This window comes from Porticoccus sp., assembly GCF_965660005.1.
Lineage (GTDB): Bacteria > Pseudomonadota > Gammaproteobacteria > Pseudomonadales > Porticoccaceae > Porticoccus.
In genome coordinates, this window is sequence record NZ_CBFHYF010000040.1 from 1 (window position 1) to 15,479 (window position 15,479).

15 protein-coding genes and 2 pseudogenes are annotated in these 15,479 nt (G+C 52.7%); 12 read left to right on the forward strand and 5 right to left on the reverse strand.

Translation table 11 applies throughout. From position 1 onward, the window contains the following. The 8 genes and pseudogenes from ACTF5G_RS08285 to ACTF5G_RS08320 form a co-directional block, all read left to right on the forward strand. Positions 1-357, forward strand: a pseudogene (locus ACTF5G_RS08285) (acetyl-CoA carboxylase, carboxyltransferase subunit beta); the annotation flags it as partial. Continuing rightward, a complete protein-coding gene (locus ACTF5G_RS08290; RefSeq protein ID WP_438952349.1) occupies positions 335-1,594 on the forward strand; it encodes a bifunctional folylpolyglutamate synthase/dihydrofolate synthase in 1,260 nt (419 codons plus the stop codon). The pseudogene ACTF5G_RS08285 and the gene ACTF5G_RS08290, both read left to right, overlap by 23 nt. Beyond that, positions 1,584-2,132, forward strand: coding sequence for an SPOR domain-containing protein (locus ACTF5G_RS08295; protein ID WP_438952350.1), 549 nt, complete (start codon positions 1,584-1,586; stop codon positions 2,130-2,132). The genes ACTF5G_RS08290 and ACTF5G_RS08295 overlap by 11 nt, the downstream gene beginning before the upstream one ends. Before the next feature lie 53 nt (positions 2,133-2,185). Continuing rightward, positions 2,186-2,680 carry a CvpA family protein gene (locus ACTF5G_RS08300; RefSeq protein ID WP_438952351.1) on the forward strand — a complete coding sequence of 165 codons (495 nt, stop codon included), beginning with the start codon at positions 2,186-2,188 and terminating at the stop codon, positions 2,678-2,680. A gap of 56 nt (positions 2,681-2,736) precedes the next feature. Next, positions 2,737-4,278, forward strand: a complete 1,542-nt coding sequence (purF, locus tag ACTF5G_RS08305; RefSeq protein WP_438952352.1) for an amidophosphoribosyltransferase — start codon at positions 2,737-2,739, stop codon at positions 4,276-4,278. After that, positions 4,278-5,477 (forward strand): O-succinylhomoserine sulfhydrylase, encoded by a 1,200-nt coding sequence (locus ACTF5G_RS08310; RefSeq protein WP_438952353.1) that lies wholly within the window; start codon positions 4,278-4,280, stop codon positions 5,475-5,477. The genes purF and ACTF5G_RS08310 overlap by 1 nt, the downstream gene beginning before the upstream one ends. 40 nt (positions 5,478-5,517) lie before the next feature. Further along, positions 5,518-6,436: pseudogene (locus ACTF5G_RS08315) on the forward strand (AAA family ATPase). Between the two features lie 374 nt (positions 6,437-6,810). Then, complete coding sequence (locus tag ACTF5G_RS08320; protein WP_438952363.1) at positions 6,811-7,461, forward strand: DUF4129 domain-containing protein; 651 nt, start codon at positions 6,811-6,813, stop codon at positions 7,459-7,461. A gap of 3 nt (positions 7,462-7,464) precedes the next feature. On the opposite strand, the gene ACTF5G_RS08325 is transcribed toward ACTF5G_RS08320, so the two are convergent. Beyond that, positions 7,465-8,139, reverse strand: a complete 675-nt coding sequence (locus ACTF5G_RS08325) for a glutathione S-transferase family protein (RefSeq protein WP_438952354.1) — start codon at positions 8,137-8,139, stop codon at positions 7,465-7,467. An 80-nt stretch (positions 8,140-8,219) separates the two neighbouring features. Here ACTF5G_RS08325 and msrA point away from each other — a divergent pair, with 80 nt between their 5' ends. Continuing rightward, positions 8,220-8,867: a peptide-methionine (S)-S-oxide reductase MsrA gene (gene msrA, locus ACTF5G_RS08330; RefSeq protein ID WP_438952355.1), complete on the forward strand. Its 648-nt coding sequence runs from the start codon at positions 8,220-8,222 to the stop codon at positions 8,865-8,867. 12 nt (positions 8,868-8,879) lie between these two features. Here the strand turns inward: msrA and ACTF5G_RS08335 are convergent, their stop codons facing one another. From ACTF5G_RS08335 to ACTF5G_RS08345, 3 genes are all read right to left on the reverse strand, one after another. After that, positions 8,880-9,329, reverse strand: coding sequence for a ferritin-like domain-containing protein (locus tag ACTF5G_RS08335; protein WP_438952356.1), 450 nt, complete (start codon positions 9,327-9,329; stop codon positions 8,880-8,882). Positions 9,330-9,436: 107 nt separating this feature from the next. Next, on the reverse strand, positions 9,437-10,165 hold the full coding sequence (locus ACTF5G_RS08340) for a sulfite exporter TauE/SafE family protein (protein WP_438952357.1): 729 nt from the start codon (positions 10,163-10,165) through the stop codon (positions 9,437-9,439). Next, positions 10,162-11,001: a sulfurtransferase gene (locus ACTF5G_RS08345; protein ID WP_438952358.1), complete on the reverse strand. Its 840-nt coding sequence runs from the start codon at positions 10,999-11,001 to the stop codon at positions 10,162-10,164. Before ACTF5G_RS08345 ends, ACTF5G_RS08340 begins: the two co-directional genes overlap by 4 nt. A 144-nt stretch (positions 11,002-11,145) precedes the next feature. Between ACTF5G_RS08345 and ACTF5G_RS08350 the strand changes: the two genes are divergently transcribed. The 3 genes from ACTF5G_RS08350 (at position 11,146) to ACTF5G_RS08360 (ending at position 14,139) form a co-directional block, all read left to right on the forward strand. Next, positions 11,146-12,405: an MFS transporter gene (locus tag ACTF5G_RS08350; RefSeq protein WP_438952359.1), complete on the forward strand. Its 1,260-nt coding sequence runs from the start codon at positions 11,146-11,148 to the stop codon at positions 12,403-12,405. An 84-nt stretch (positions 12,406-12,489) separates the two neighbouring features. Then, a complete protein-coding gene (locus ACTF5G_RS08355) occupies positions 12,490-13,371 on the forward strand; it encodes a DMT family transporter (RefSeq protein ID WP_438952360.1) in 882 nt (293 codons plus the stop codon). A 39-nt stretch (positions 13,372-13,410) separates the two neighbouring features. Continuing rightward, positions 13,411-14,139: an SIMPL domain-containing protein gene (locus ACTF5G_RS08360; protein WP_438952361.1), complete on the forward strand. Its 729-nt coding sequence runs from the start codon at positions 13,411-13,413 to the stop codon at positions 14,137-14,139. Here ACTF5G_RS08360 and ACTF5G_RS08365 read toward each other — a convergent pair. Next, positions 14,090-15,479 (reverse strand): dipeptide ABC transporter ATP-binding protein (locus tag ACTF5G_RS08365; protein WP_438952362.1); only part of this gene is annotated, 1,390 nt, incomplete at its 5' end. The two genes, ACTF5G_RS08360 and ACTF5G_RS08365, sit on opposite strands and share 50 nt — an antisense overlap.

Below are 15,479 nucleotides of genomic sequence, written 5' to 3' on the forward strand. Positions count from 1 at the left end.
CAGATGGCCAAAACCAGCGCAATTATCGAAAGGCTTAAAAGTCAGGGCACGCCCTATATCTCGGTAATGACAGACCCTGTTTATGGCGGTGTTTCTGCCAGTCTTGCCCTGTTGGGCGATATCAACGCTGCCGAGCCTGCGGCAAGAGCAGGTTTTGCCGGGCCCAATATCATTGAACAAACCATCCGCCAGCGCTTGCCGAAGGGGTTTCAGCGGGCAGAATTTCTGCTGGAGCACGGAGCAATCGATTTAATCATTCCTCGCCCTGAGCTTCGGGATACGCTGGCATCCCTTATATCCAAGTTTACCCATTGCCCGGAACCTGATCATCTCGATGCCCCAGCATTCACTGAGTGAATGGCTGACCCTGTTACAAAACAGGCATCCCAGAGAAATTGAGCTTGGCCTGGGGCGTATTCGCCTGGTGGCCAGGAAGCTGGGATTGGTGGATGTTGCGGAAAGACGTTCTCCCGCAAAAACCATCCTCACCATTGCCGGGACCAATGGCAAAGGCTCCTGCGTCGCTGCACTTGAAGCGCTCCTGACTTCTGCGGGCTACCGGGTTGCTTGCTACACATCACCTCACCTGATTGACTACCGTGAACGGATAGTGATTGACGGTCACTGCGCCAGTGACGAGGATATTTGTGATGCCTTTGACCAAATTGAGCAGGCCAGAGGTCGGACCAGTCTGACGTACTTTGAGTTTGGTACTTTGGCTGCTTTGTTACTGATGGCCAGGGCAGCACTTGATGTGGCGATTTTAGAGGTGGGTCTTGGTGGACGGCTGGATGCAGTCAATATCCTCGATGCCGATATCGCGATTGTCACAGGCATCGCACTGGATCATCAGGACTGGCTCGGCGATGATCTCAACCAGATAGCTGCTGAAAAGACAGCCATTGCACGTGCAGGAAGACCATTAGTTTGTGGTGATCCTAATCCTGTTGCAGGCCTGATCGGCACCGCCCAGAAAATCGGGGCAAAATTGATGATTAATGGCAGGGATTTTTCCATTAGTCAGTTTGCACCGTTGCCCGGGACTACATTGCCGCTTGCCAGTCTTGCCTGTGCTCTTCAGGCTGCATCTCTTGTCACAGGGCTCTTGCCTTCTGCACTCAATACCGATGCAATCGGTCATGTTGCTGTTCCGGGCCGGTTTCAAAAATTGGTTGTCAATGGTGTGCCGGTGGTTCTGGATGTCGCTCATAACCCCCAGGCAGCGGCGTTATTGGCGGAACGGCTCAGCAGTACTTCAGGTCGCTTGATGGCGGTTGTCGGTACTATGGCGGATAAGGACATTCAGGGTATCCTCGAACCTCTGAAGTCTTTGGTGAAAAGCTGGTATTTTTGTGATATTCCCGGTCAGCCCAGAGCTGCAAGTGCAGGCAGGTTGTCATCTATGTTGTACAATGCCAGCGAGCCATCAGCTGTCAAAACAAGACTCTGTTCCTCTCCTGTAAAGGGTCTTGAGTCGGCGCTGCTTGATGCGGTTCCCGGCGATCAGGTGGTCGTATTCGGCTCTTTTTTTACTGTTGGCCCCGTACTTGACTGGTGGAAAAATCTGCCAAAAGGAAAAAAACATGCTGAGTGAAAACTTGAAACAGCGCATCGTTGGTGGCTTTGTATTGCTGGCTCTGGCGCTGATTTTATTCGCTTTGCTTTTTGATTTTTCCGATGTCTCCGAGATAGATACCCGCTCCCAAATTCCTGACTCACCGGATATCTCCCCTGTTGTGGTGGCCGAACCGGTTAGAGCAGAGAATATTGATGCTGCAGCAGACGATGAAAGCATCTTTCTGCCCGAAATACCCGAAGGGACTGATACAGACGTAGAGGACGAGACCAGCTCTTCAGGATCCGAATCACCAGGGCTGACTGCTGAGGGTGTTGCCGAAGCCTGGGTTTTGCAGGTGGGCAGTTTTCGTGATGCCAAAAAAGCACAGTCATTGCTTGAACAGCTTTTGGCGGAGGGTTATACCGCCTATGTCCGCCAGCAGCCTGGCAATGACTCAGAACTGAGCAGGGTATTTGTTGGTCCGAAGGTATTGAAAAGCAAACTGCTGGAAGAGAAGACAGCTATCGATAAGAAATATGGTATCGATGCACTGATGTTGCGCTTTGATCCCTGACCGTTGAACATCCCTCTGATACACTCTCCGGCATTATATAAAATGATGAAAGCATGAACTGGGCAGACTGGGTAATTATTGCTGTTTTAGGATTTTCGGCGCTGATTAGCGCAGTGCGAGGTTTCATAAAAGAAGCGCTTTCGCTGGTAATCTGGCTCACAGCTGCCACTCTCGCATCCATTTTTCATGATGACCTCGCACTCTGGTTGGTTGACGTTATTTCAACCCCCTCTCTGCGCATGCTGACAGCCTGGGCGGTATTGTTCATTGCAATTTTGATCATTGGCGGAATCTGCAGTTATTTATTGGGTAAGTTGGTAGAGGCCACAGGTCTTACCGGTACTGACCGGTTATTGGGCGTGTTGTTTGGCATAACTCGCGGCCTGATTATTATTATGGTGGTACTGATTGTGCTGACAGAAATACTGCCGGTGGCAGAGGATACCTGGTGGCAGGAATCCCGCTTGATTGGTTTTTTCATGCAGTTTGAGGATATCGCCAGGGAATCTGGCGCAGCGGTACTGAAATTCCTGAAAAACCTTTTCTAGTTGAACACATGTCACGGTGCAGTCAGTAAGTCTTGAAAAACGAGGTTGTTTAGCCAATGTGTGGTGTTGTCGGAATAGTCGGTAAAAGCGATGTCAAATTACAGCTCTATGATGCCTTGACGATGCTGCAACATCGGGGGCAGGATGCCGCTGGTATCATGACCTGTGTAGGTGGCCGCCTCAACCAGAGGAAAGGGGTGGGTCTGGTTCGGGATGTGTTCCATACCCGCCATATGGCTGAACTGGAGGGCAACATGGGTATTGGCCATGTGCGCTACCCGACAGCTGGCAGTTCTGGTGCTGCTCTTGCCCAGCCGTTTTATGTGAACTCTCCCTATGGGATTTGCATGGCTCACAACGGTAATCTGACCAATACCGATGAGCTGATGGAGCACCTTTTCAAGTCCGACCTCCGACATATCAATACGGATTCGGACTCAGAAGCATTGCTTAACGTCTTTGCCCATGAATTGCACTTACAGGGTAAGTTACAACCGTTACCTGCCGATATTTTCGAAGCTGTGAGACGCGTGCATCGTCGTTGTCGCGGGGCTTACGCGGTGGTGGGGATGATTGCCAATTACGGTATGGTGGCATTTCGGGACCCTCTCGGGATCCGTCCCATCGTGTTCGGCAAGCGCGAAACGGAGCGGGGTGTTGAATACATCGTGGCATCGGAGAGTGTTGCTCTGGATGTGCTCGGTTTTCAGCTGGTCCGTGATCTGGAGCCGGGCGAAGCGCTATACGTGGATGAGCACGGTGTGCTTCATTTGCAGCAGTGTGCTGACAACCCGCAACTGATGCCCTGTATTTTCGAACATGTCTATTTTGCCCGTCCCGACTCCATCATTGATCAAATTTCCGTTTACAAGTGTCGTCTGCGTATGGGTGAGCACCTGGCAGAGAAGATTGCCAGGCAGTATCCGGATCACAATATTGATGTTGTTATACCTGTTCCCGATACCAGTCGGGTGGCCGCCCAGGCCATCGCCGAGCATTTGCAGATTAAATTCCGTGAAGGTTTCATGAAGAACCGTTATATTGGACGGACGTTTATCATGCCCGGTCAGAAGGAACGAAAGAAATCAGTGCGGCAGAAGCTGAACCCGGTACGGCTGGAATTCAAGGAAAAAAATGTGTTGCTGGTGGATGACTCGATTGTGCGGGGCACCACCTCCAGAGAGATTATTCAAATGGCTCGCGATGCCGGTGCCAACAAGGTCTATATGGCCTCTGCTGCGCCGCCGGTTCGCTATCCCAATGTTTATGGTATCGATATGCCATCTGCACGAGAGCTGATTGCCCACGACAAAAGCGAACAGGAAGTTGCCGATTTGATAGGTGCCGATTGGCTAATCTACCAGTCGCTGGGTGACCTGATCGCCAGTGCCAAAGAGGGTAATTCCCGGATCCAATCTTTTGATTGTGCGGTCTTTGACGGTATTTATGTCACGGGTGATGTCCATCAGCCTTATCTGGACAGGCTGGACTCCGAGCGCAATGATAAAGCGAAAAATAACTCCAAAAACGATAAATCCCCCTCCTCGGGAAATGGCGAGGTCATTGGCCTGCATAATCCGGAAATGGAAACCAGATAATGAAAGCAGACGATATTGATAATCCGCTTGCAGAAGCCGGTCTGGATACACTGGCTGTCCGTGCCGGTCAGCAGCGTTCAGCCGAGGGTGAGCATAGTGAAGCGCTATTTCTGACATCGAGCTATGTTTTTGCCAGTGCCGCTGAGGCAGCGGCGCGTTTCTCCGGTGACCAACCGGGTAATGTCTATTCCCGTTATACCAACCCGACTGTGCGCAATTTTGAAGAGCGCATTGCGGCTTTGGAGGAGGCTGAGCAGGCTGTGGCAACCTCATCCGGCATGGCGGCCATCCTCAGCACCTGTATGGCTTTTTTGAAAAGCGGTGACCATCTGGTCTGTTCCCGCGATGTGTTCGGTACAACCACGGTACTCCTCGATAAATACCTGAGAAAGCTGGGTGTGGAAACCACGTTTGTGCCGGTTACCGATCTCGCCCTTTGGGAGCAGTCAATCCGACCCGAGACAAAACTGTTGTTTCTGGAAACACCTTCGAATCCACTCTGTGAGATAGCGAATATCGGTGCGCTGGCAAAATTGTCCCGTGCACACGACCTGCTCTTTGTTGTCGACAACTGTCTATGTACCCCAGCCCTGCAGAAACCACTCAGACTTGGCGCCGATCTGGTGATTCACTCGGCTACCAAATATCTCGATGGTCAGGGGCGCTGCCTGGGTGGGGTGGTTTGTGGCCGCAGTGAGCTGGTCAATGAAGTGTTGTCTTTTATTCGCAGTGCCGGCCCCACCATGAGTCCCTTCAATGCCTGGGTATTTCTCAAAGGACTTGAGACGCTGAGATTGAGAATGGATGCACACTCTGTCAACGCACAGGCGCTTGCGGAATGGTTGCAGCAACAACCGGCTGTTGAGCAGGTTTTCTATGCTGGTCTGCCCGATCACCCCGGCCATCAACTAGCTGCCCAGCAACAGCGCGGTTTTGGCGGCGTCCTCTCGTTTCGGGTAAGAGGGGGGCGGGAACAGGCCTGGAAGGTTATCGACAGCACCCGAATACTCTCATTGACAGCGAACCTGGGTGATGCGAAGACGACCATAGTTCATCCGGCAACTACCACACACGGTCGTTTGAACGAACAGCAGAAAGTGGCATCAGGTATTACTGAAAATCTGATCCGTGTTGCCGTTGGTCTTGAGGACATTGAAGATATCAAGAATGACCTGCTGCATGGATTGACCGCCATCTGATTCGACCGTCATGGCCCCACTGGAAATGGACGTGAACAATATGCGCCAGGTTGTAGACAAGCTGGTTACTTCTATCGGCAGGGTATTGATAGGCAAGGATGAGCAAGTCCGGCTGGCGATCACCTGTCTGTTCGCCGGTGGCCATCTATTGATTGAAGACCATGCCCGGCATGGGGAAAACTACCCTGGCTCAGGGACTTGCTGCCGTTCTTGGGCTCTCTTACAACCGTATTCAGTTTACCAGTGATCTTCTGACTGCCGATATATTGGGTATTTCTGTTTATGACCGAACTCGGGGGCAGTTTGAGTTCCACTCTGGTCCGGTGTTCAGTCAATTGTTGCTCGCTGATGAAATAAACCGCACGACACCGAAAACCCAGAGCGCACTGCTGGAAGCGATGGCAGAGGGGCAGGTCACGATTGAGGGTGAACCCCGCTCGCTGCCTCACCCGTTTTTTGTGATAGCCACCCAAAATCCATTGACACAATCGGGGACTTACCCATTGCCGGAGTCCCAGCTCGACCGTTTTTTGATGCGCATTGAATTGGGTTACCCGGATCCAAGATCCGAGCGGGAGTTGTTATCTGGTGTGAATCCTCGAACCCGGCTGGCAGAGATCGAAGCATTATTGCCTGCAAAACAATTGTTACAGATCCAGCAACATGTGGCGGATGTCAAAGTCGCCGAAAATCTGGTGGACTACCTGCAACGATTGGTGCAATTCACTCGCGATGACCCCGTTTTTCATTATGGTCTGTCACCGCGTGGCGCACTGGCGGCGCTGCAATGTGCTCGTGCCTGGGCTTTGATCCACGGCCGGCAATATGTAATCCCCGAGGATATTCAGGCGGTATTCCCGGCCGTTGCAGGTCATCGGTTGCGCGGTGCAGGTGAGAACGCCAGTCACGGTGGCGATGTGCTTGCCAGCCTGGTACTGAACGCAGTGGACATTTTATAGGCAAGGCTTGAACGATTCCGATGCCAGCACGATGCGGATCTATTTTCGTGTCGTCCTGAGAGGACAACAAGGGCCGTCATGACGGGTCAATTCAGGCAATTTTCCCAGCAGCTTTACTCACGTTGGTTGACACGCCGATTGCCACCAGCGCCGCAGGTGTCATTGAATATCCGCAGCCTGTTTATCTTTCCCTCTAACACCGGGTTTTCTTTTCTGTTGTTGGTCGTACTTTGTTGGCTGGTGGCCACCAACTATGAAAATAATCTGGTATTTGGTGTTGCCTGTCTGCTCACAGCGATTTTTGTAATCGCAATCCTCCATAGCTTTGCAAACGTGTCTGGCCTCAAGGTGGCGAGCGACATCCTGATAATTATCTGGTTGTGCGCCAGTACGATGCCCATGCCTGGGCGGAAATCTGGCTGGAGGACAGCGGCTGGGTCAGGGTTGACCCGACGGCCGTTGTCGCACCTCAGCGCATCGAGCAGGATTTGCAGTTAGTGTTGGGAGGTGAGGCGGATTTTTTAGCGGATTCACCGGTTTCACTGGTACACTTTCGTCATATCGGCTGGTTGAATCAGCTTCGGTTGCAGATCGAGTCGCTCAATTACAACTGGGCCCTTTGGGTTTTGGGCTACGACCAGGTTCAGGCCTCGTTCCTGCAAAAGCTGCTCGGCGACAATACGCCCTGGCGAATCGCGCTCGCAATGGCAGGCGTTGGCGGTGGTTTATTGATTTTGCTGGGTTTGTGGATGCTGTTACCGCGCCGTTACGGGGGGTCCTGTGACCCGTTGGACCGGGAATTCATCCGCTTGTGCCGGAAGCTCGAAAAAGCCGGTTTTCCCAGGCGAATTGGCGAAGGACCGGGAGATTATGCACAGCGTGTTGCCGAACTGAAGCCAGAAGTCGCCCGTGAACTGATTGATGTGATCCGAATGTACGAAAATATGCGCTACGCTGGCGAGACACCGAGCGTGCGTACCCTCGCCAGGGCAATTCGTTACCTGCGCATCAATCGTTCAGGATAAAATTCATTTGGTCAGCATGTTACGGGCGCTCTGAACGAAAGACGTCGCCTTGTCTTTTTGTTCGTATTCTGCGGCAGGCTGGTTGATTCCCCGTTGAAAAGCGGGCCGTTCGTCCAGTCGCTCAACCCATCGCTGCAAGTGTGGATAGGGCCTGATGTCGATACCAGACCAATCGTAAATTCTCACCCAGGCCCAGTTTGCGATATCGGCGATGCTTAACTCATTAGTGAGAAATTCTCTGCCCTTTAAGTGGCTGTCCAAAACCCCAAAGAGTCGCTTTACTTCGTTCTGATAGCGGTCGATTGCCGGTTGATAGGTTTCGTTCCAGTAACGGTACCAGACGTTGGCCTGGCCCATCATCGGACCGATACCCCCCATCTGAAACATCAGCCACTGCAGAGCACGAGACCGCTCGTTTGACTCGTTCGATAGCAGCTGTCCGGTTTTCTCTGCCAGGTAGATCAATATGGCTCCCGACTCAAAAACGACAAAATTATCATTGGCTCGGTCTACAATGGTGGGGATTCTGCCATTCGGGTTCAGTGCAAGATACCAGGGCTGCTTTTGTTCATTTTCACTCAGATTGAGCACATGCATGTCATAGGGCAGCCCCAGTTCTTCAAGCGCGATACTGACTTTGTGGCCATTGGGTGTGGCAGCAGTGTAGAGTTCTATCACGGGTTATTTACTCCTGATTTTGATCGTCACAGATTAGGTCAGTAAATTCATTGAGGCAAGTGCAAGCCAGGAGTCGAAATATGTCTGGTTATTCTCATGAAGTACAGATGGTCAGCCCCGACCAGGCATTGCCAGGCCGCGCTGAGCCACTGACTATTGCGGACCGCCACCTGGTGACTGGTCATCCACTCAAGGCACCTTTTCCGAGTGGTATGCAACAGATCATCTTCGGGATGGGTTGTTTCTGGGGGGTAGAGCGCCTTTTCTGGACCCAGCCGGGTGTGTATAGCACGGCGGTGGGCTATGCCGGTGGTTACACCGAAAATCCTATCTATGAAGAGGTCTGCTCGGGACTAACCGGCCACGCCGAAGTGGTTCTGGTGGTTTTTGATCCGAAGGTAATTCCGCTGACAACACTGCTTGAGCTGTTCTGGACATGCCATGATCCTACTCAGGGGATGCGTCAGGGCAATGACAGGGGAACCCAGTACCGTTCAGCCATCTACTGCTTCGATGAAGAACAATACCAGTTGGCAGAAAAATCACGTGAAGCATTTCAGCGCGAATTGGAACAGCGTGATTTTCCCCCGATCACCACAGAAATCAGTTTGTCCTGCCCGTTCTATTATGCGGAGGACTATCATCAGCAATACCTGATCAAAAACCCGGGGGGATATTGCAGTCTCAAGGGCACGGGCGTTTCATTCCGGCTCAATCAGCCGGAATGATCGCAGAGGAACTCAGTTACTGAACGATTTGATATCACCCGGCTTGCGCAGCATCTTGTCAACTTCGGCCGCGTGCATTTCTTCTTCGGCTATTTTTTGCCGGGCATACTCTTCGAGCATGACGGAATTGTCTTTGACCAACGCCAGTAGTTCGTAATAGAGCGCTTTCGCCAAGGCTTCCTGTTCCATTGACTCCCGAAGAATGTCGCCTATGTCATGACGATGGGTTTCAAGCAGTGGTCCGATGGCCAGTGACGGGTGACCACCCAGCGCGGTGACCATTTCCCCCGCTGCCTGAGCGTGGACAAGGCTGTTATCGGCTTCTTCCCTCAGCCATCTCACGATGGGAATGCGATTGTAGCCATAAACCATCAGTGCGTAGTGGTTGTAACGAACCACGCCTGCGAGCTCAAATTCCATAATTTTGTTGAGTAACGCGATAATCTGATCCTGATTTTTCATCTGTAATCCTCGTTTTCCTGAATTTGGGTAATGATAATTTCCATAGAGCATAGATGATGGGGCGTGGTGCGGGCAGTATTTCTCCTGCCCGCCAGAGGTTTGCCCGGTTAGAAAAAGGCATCAAATAGCATCGCCACACCGCAGATCGGCATGAGGGTGAGGGTATAGATCCGAAAACGATGCTCATCGACCTTTTTCAGGTGGTGCCGGGCACACCATACACCCACTGCACCACCCAAACCAATTACCAGGCCATAACCGGCAATTTCCAGGGTCATGGCGCCGAAGCCGGTGTAGGCGAGCAGTTTAGTCAGTTGCAGGACCAGCGAATTGATCGCTTTTGTGGCAATGAGTTGCTCTTTCTCCAGGCCATAGTTCAATAAAAAGGGATTTTGTACTGGCCCGGTCCCGCCCACCAGCGCGGACAGAAAGGCGACACCGAGGCCAAGGGGAAAGAACCATTGGCGTTGCATGGTGAAAGAGCGCCGGGACTTGCCAAAACGGTACTGGAATACCGTCGAGATCAAAAATAACGCCAACGCTATCTGTATCCAGAAAATCGGTATCTGACTAAAGGTCCAGGCACCGAGTACCGCCCCACACAGGCTGCCGGGAATCATCCAGCGACAGACCTGCCAATCGACGCTATCCCTGAACAGCCAGGCACGGGAGGGGTTCGCCAGAAAGGCGCCCAGACTGATTGCCGGTGCCACCGTTTGCGGGCCAAGCAGCAGTGCCACCAGGGGAATCATGAACATGGCTGCGCCACCAGCGGCGATGGTGCTGATAAACCACGCCGCGAGCCCTGCAATAAACAGAATTGATGCAATGATCATGGCTGGGTTGACGTTTCAATGATTGAATCGGGGTAGCTGCACCAGTCACTCCAGCTGCCCGGATAGAGTTTTGCAGATTCGACTCCGATCAACGCCAGTGACAACAGGTCGACACAGGCAGTTACCCCCGAGCCACAATAGACCACTGGCGATGGTGACAATGCCCATTCCTGCCAGACAAGCCGCTGGCATTCGATCGGCAGCATTTTTCCCTCCGCATCGACCAACTGTTGCCAGGGGACATTGATTGCACCGGGTATATGGCCGGCGATCGGATCGATGGGTTCTACTTCCCCGCGATAGCGCGGGGATTCTCTGGCATCGATCAGTACTGAAGTGTTATCCCTGCTCAATTGCTTGATGTCGGGGTAAGTCACTGTCATGGCGGTATTTTCGACGGCGAGGAAGTCACCGATGGTGGTTGCCGGGTATTTCTTATTCATGGGAAAACCGGCTGCAAGCCACGCCTTGATGCCACCATCGAGAATACGCACATCTGGATGTCCAAAATAGCGTAAAAGCCACCACAGGCGTGCGGCACCTGCCATCCGGTTGTCATCATAGGCAATCACCAGCGAATTCCTGGCCACACCAGATGCGCGCATGCGATTCGTGAACACCTTCGTGTCGGGTAGTGGGTGTCGGCCACCGTGAAGCCTCTTTGGTCCTGATAAATCCTTTTCCATGCCCAGGTGAAAAGCACCGGGAATATGTCCCTGTTGATAGGTGCTCAGCCCTTCGCCGGGATCTGTCAGCGAAAATCGGCAATCAAAAATGATCACCTGGTCGCCAGGGTTCTGATGAAGTTCCTCAGCGCTGATAAGCCAATCTTTCATCAAATCTTCCTTTAAACATACGGTGTCAACCAGGTCGGGTATTATGAGAGTGCCAACGTCTAATGGATTTCTCGGTATGTATTTGCATCATTCATGATCTACCCATAACCTTGCCGAGCTTATTTCAGAAACAACGGACTTGCCATGCTGAGGTTGATTTTTCCGATCTGCGCATTGTTGGCCAGTATTGCACTATTGCTGGTTGGCAGTGGTCTGCTCAATACTTTGCTTGCCTTGCGCGGCACGATCGAAGGCTATTCTGATAGCACACTGGGCTTCATCATGTCCGGTTATTTTTTTGGTTTTTTTGTCGGCACCTATCTGGCGCTGCCTTTGATCAATCGCATTGGTCATATTCGCACGTTTGCCTTTTGTGCAGCATTTACCGCCTGTTTTTCCCTATTGCATGTGCTACTTGTGGATCCTTACGTCTGGCTACTCCTGAGAGTCATGACCGGAGCTTCTCTGGTTATTCTCTATACCGTGATTGAAAGCTGGTTGAACGGTCAGACGCCCACCGCACAGAGGGGCAGGGTCTTTGCCATTTATATGATGGTGACACTGGTTGCGCTGGCATTGGCACAACAACTGCTCCGTTTGGACACGCCAACCACGTTCACGCTCTTTGCCCTGTCTGCCATTCTGATCTGTCTGAGTGTGCCGGCAATTACTTGGACACGGATGGTGCAGCCAGAGTTGTCTGATGCCCCTCGCATGAAGCTGAACAGATTGTGGGGGCTGGCCCCGGTTGCTTTAGTGGCCGCGATCTTCTCCGGTCTTTCCATGGGTGCGTTCTGGGGTATGGGTGCGCTCTATGCCGGTCACGTTGGGCTTGATAATAGCGGTATTGCCACCTTTATCAGTTGCGTAATTATCGGTGGTGCCATTTTTCAATACCCGCTGGGCCGTTATTCCGACCGCCATGACCGCCGTAAAGTGCTGGCTTTTGCCAGTGCGCTGGCCGCCAGTGCGGCACTGCTGATGTCCTTCTTCTCTAGCACGATGGGGCTGTTTCTGGTCGCTTCCGTGCTTTATGGTGGGATGGCTTTTTTCATTTATCCGGTAGCAGTCGCCCATCTGGTGGATCATCTGGAACCCCACGATATCTTGCCCGGTGGCAGTACCCTGTTGTTGATCCACGGCATTGGTGCTGCCTTTGGTCCGGCGTTGGCCGGGCAGCTCATGGAATCCATTGGTCCCCATGCGCTACCCGTATTTTTTGCGCTGATGCAAATGGTATTGGCGTTCTATACCGTTACCAAACTCCGTGATGTTGAAGAGGAGATACTTGAAAATGCCGGACAGTTTGTCGCAATGGTGCGCACAACGCCCTCGGTATTGGAAATGTTTCCCGATGAACCGGTTGAAGCCGAACTCAATCCGGAAATTGACCCTGAAAGATGATGCTCAGCGGATCATGTGTGTTGACGAAAACAGCCTGTTCCATGGGTGGTGGATTAATCTGGATACAGCGGGTCAGGTGAGCTGATGGCAGTTGTTCTATGGATGACGGGTGCGTTGCTGTCACTGTCCCTGATGGCCGTGGGAGCGCGTGAATTGTCCGGTGCAGTCGATACCTTTCAGACACTGTTTATCCGCAGTGTTATTGGTCTGCTGATTATTGCTGCGATCATTTACCGGGTTGGTGGCAGAAAACACTTCATCACACAGCGGCCAAAGCTCCACATTGTAAGAAACCTGTTTCACTTTGGTGGCCAGTATGGCTGGTTTCTGGGTATTGGTCTGTTGCCGCTGGCCCAGGTGTTCGCGCTAGAATTCACGGTCCCTTTCTGGGTGGCGATTATTGCGGCGGTGTTTCTGCGCGAACAGCTGACGCCGAGACGTATGCTGGCAGTGGCGTTGGGAGTTGCCGGTGTGGTGGTTATTCTTAAGCCGGGCATTGAAATGCTTGAGCTGGCCTCGTTGATCGTGCTGGCCTCGGCACTCAGCTTCTCATTTGCCTATGTGGCCACCAAATCGTTGTCTCGCAGCGAACATCCGCTGACGGTGTTATTCTATATGTGCCTGGTTCAGATGCCGGTCAGCCTGGCTCTTGCACTGCCCAACTGGAGCCTGCCCCGGGACCCCGAACTATGGTTGTGGCTTTTTATTGTTGGAGTAACGGCGCTGACGGCTCACTTCTGCATGACCACAGCCATGAAGACATCGGATGCGGGTATTGTCGTGACGCTGGATTTTCTGCGTTTGCCGTTAATCGGGTTGGTGGGCATTCTGTTTTATCGCGAGACTTTTGATATGGTCCTGTTATTGGGAGCAGGTTTGATGCTTGTGGGTAACCTGGTGAATATCTACCGACCCAGACACCAGCGAGCGCTGTTGGCAGATACCGTGGCGGCCGATAAGGAATAATGACACTTCAATGGCGATTGATAACCAGTGAGATAGCGTATGACTAGCATGACGGGTGGGACCAGATTCAGTGCCTTGATTCTGGGCGTGGCGATGATCGCAGGGTTGGCCTCACTGGGTTACCTGCTTGGTAATGCGCTTATCCAGTTCAAGGAATACGAACGCAGTGTCAACGTCAAGGGACTCTCGGAGCGCGAGTATCCGGCTGACGTGGTTATCTGGCCGATAGTATTTGCCGAAGCAAGCAATAATCTTGAGCAACTCTACACCTCGATTGAGCACAGTACCGGGAAGATTCGCGAGTTGTTGTTAAATCGCGGGCTGGACGCTAGCGAAGTCAGCGTTTCCCTGCCGGTCATTACCGATAAATCGGCTCGGGAGTATGACAGCGGTGCCCGGGCTGAATTTCGATTCACGGCCTTGCAGACCGTAACCATTTATTCTTCCCGGGTGGATCAGGTCCGTGCAATGCTGGCATCCCTTCCCGAACTGGGAAAGCAGGGTATCGCTTTTACCGGCGGCAGCTATCAAAGCCAGCCTGAGTTTCTGTTTACCCGGTTAAACGAGGTGAAGCCGGAGATGATTGAAGAGGCAACCCGTGAGGCACGTCAGGTAGCGGAAAAATTTGCCGAGGATTCACAGAGCAGGCTGGGCAAGATCAAGCGCGCGTCGCAGGGGCAGTTCAGTATCACGCCAAGGGATACCAACAATCCCCACATTATGAAAGTCCGGGTGGTGTCGACAATAGAGTACTATTTGTCGGACTGACTCCTTTGTCCGCTGAGGGTATGGCAGACAACAGTTTGCGGCTGTAGTCGTGGCGGGGATTGTCAAACAGCGACTCGGTTTGCGCAATTTCCACCAGCCGGCCGCGATGCATGACAGCGATACGGTCGGCGATGTACCGCACCACCGCAAGGTCATGCGAAATAAACAGCATGGTCAGGTTGTGCTTTTCTACCAGTGCCAGAATCAATTTCAGTATTTGCGCCTGAATCGTCACGTCCAGCGCCGAAACCGGTTCATCGGCGATAATCAGTTCCGGTTTGGTGGCAATGGCCCGGCCAATCGCGATGCGTTGCCGTTGCCCCCCTGAAAACTCGTGGGGGTATTTGCGAATCGCGGCCCTTGCTAGCCCCACGTCGTCCATCAGTGCCAACACCTGTGCTGTCACCGTTTTTCGGGTTGCGAGGCCATGGTAGAGCAGCGGTTCTGCGAGGCAGTCAAAGACGGTCATGCGAGGGTTGAGGGATGCATAGGGGTCCTGAAAGATCATCTGCATCCGCCGGCGCAGTGGGGTCATTCGTTTCTGCCTAAGGCCTACTATATCCGTGCCATCAAATATCACAGTGCCTCTGCTGACCGGCACCACCTGCAGTATCGAACGGCCCAGTGTCGATTTGCCGGAACCGGATTCGCCAACCAGCCCGAGAATTTCACCGCGCTGAATGGTCAATGAGACATCATCTACGGCTTTGGCATCCGGCTTCCGACGGCTTAGCCAGCCCCCGCTGTTGTCTGCGAAACAGGTGGTTAAATGGTCGACCACCAGCAAGGGTTGATTGCCGGGTTGAACTGGATTCGGTTTACTGCCTGCTGGAATAGATGCCAGCAGTGTTCGGGTATAGTCTGAACGAGGGTTCCGGAAAATATCGTTGACCGGTCCCGTCTCAACGATTTTGCCCTCCCTCATTACGGCCACCCGATCCGCCAGGCCGGCAACGACCGCGAGGTCGTGGCTGATAAAAATCACCGCGATATTGCGGCGCTTCTGCAGTGCCTTGATCAGGGAGAGAATCTGGGCCTGTATGGTTACATCGAGTGCGGTAGTCGGCTCATCACAGATCAGCAGTTTGGGCTCGGCAATCAGCGCCATTGCGATCATTACCCGTTGGCGCATCCCACCCGAGAATTCGTGGGGGTAGCTGTGAATGCGGGTTTCCGGGTCGGCAATACCCACTTCGTCGAGCATTGTTACAGCGCGTTTCAGGGCCTGCTGACGGTTCAGGTTTCGATGGTATAAGAGTGGCTCAATCAGCTGCTCCCCCACGGTCAGGTAGGGGTTTAGCGATGTCATGGGATCTTGGAAAATGATTCCGATTTCGTTG

Excerpts from the sequence above, each read along its gene's own strand:
- ACTF5G_RS08295 (WP_438952350.1), top strand. The coding sequence starts at position 1,584 with ATGCTGAGTGAAAACTTGAAACAGCGCATCGTTGGTGGCTTTGTATTG.
- ACTF5G_RS08290 (WP_438952349.1), top strand. The coding sequence starts at position 335 with ATGCCCCAGCATTCACTGAGTGAATGGCTGACCCTGTTACAAAACAGG.
- ACTF5G_RS08340 (WP_438952357.1), bottom strand. The coding sequence starts at position 10,165 with ATGATCATTGCATCAATTCTGTTTATTGCAGGGCTCGCGGCGTGGTTT.
- ACTF5G_RS08350 (WP_438952359.1), top strand. The coding sequence starts at position 11,146 with ATGCTGAGGTTGATTTTTCCGATCTGCGCATTGTTGGCCAGTATTGCA.
- ACTF5G_RS08360 (WP_438952361.1), top strand. The coding sequence starts at position 13,411 with ATGACTAGCATGACGGGTGGGACCAGATTCAGTGCCTTGATTCTGGGC.
- ACTF5G_RS08300 (WP_438952351.1), top strand. The coding sequence starts at position 2,186 with ATGAACTGGGCAGACTGGGTAATTATTGCTGTTTTAGGATTTTCGGCG.
- ACTF5G_RS08355 (WP_438952360.1), top strand. The coding sequence starts at position 12,490 with ATGGCAGTTGTTCTATGGATGACGGGTGCGTTGCTGTCACTGTCCCTG.
- ACTF5G_RS08335 (WP_438952356.1), bottom strand. The coding sequence starts at position 9,329 with ATGAAAAATCAGGATCAGATTATCGCGTTACTCAACAAAATTATGGAA.
- purF (WP_438952352.1), top strand. The coding sequence starts at position 2,737 with ATGTGTGGTGTTGTCGGAATAGTCGGTAAAAGCGATGTCAAATTACAG.
- ACTF5G_RS08345 (WP_438952358.1), bottom strand. The coding sequence starts at position 11,001 with ATGAAAGATTGGCTTATCAGCGCTGAGGAACTTCATCAGAACCCTGGC.
- ACTF5G_RS08310 (WP_438952353.1), top strand. The coding sequence starts at position 4,278 with ATGAAAGCAGACGATATTGATAATCCGCTTGCAGAAGCCGGTCTGGAT.
- msrA (WP_438952355.1), top strand. The coding sequence starts at position 8,220 with ATGTCTGGTTATTCTCATGAAGTACAGATGGTCAGCCCCGACCAGGCA.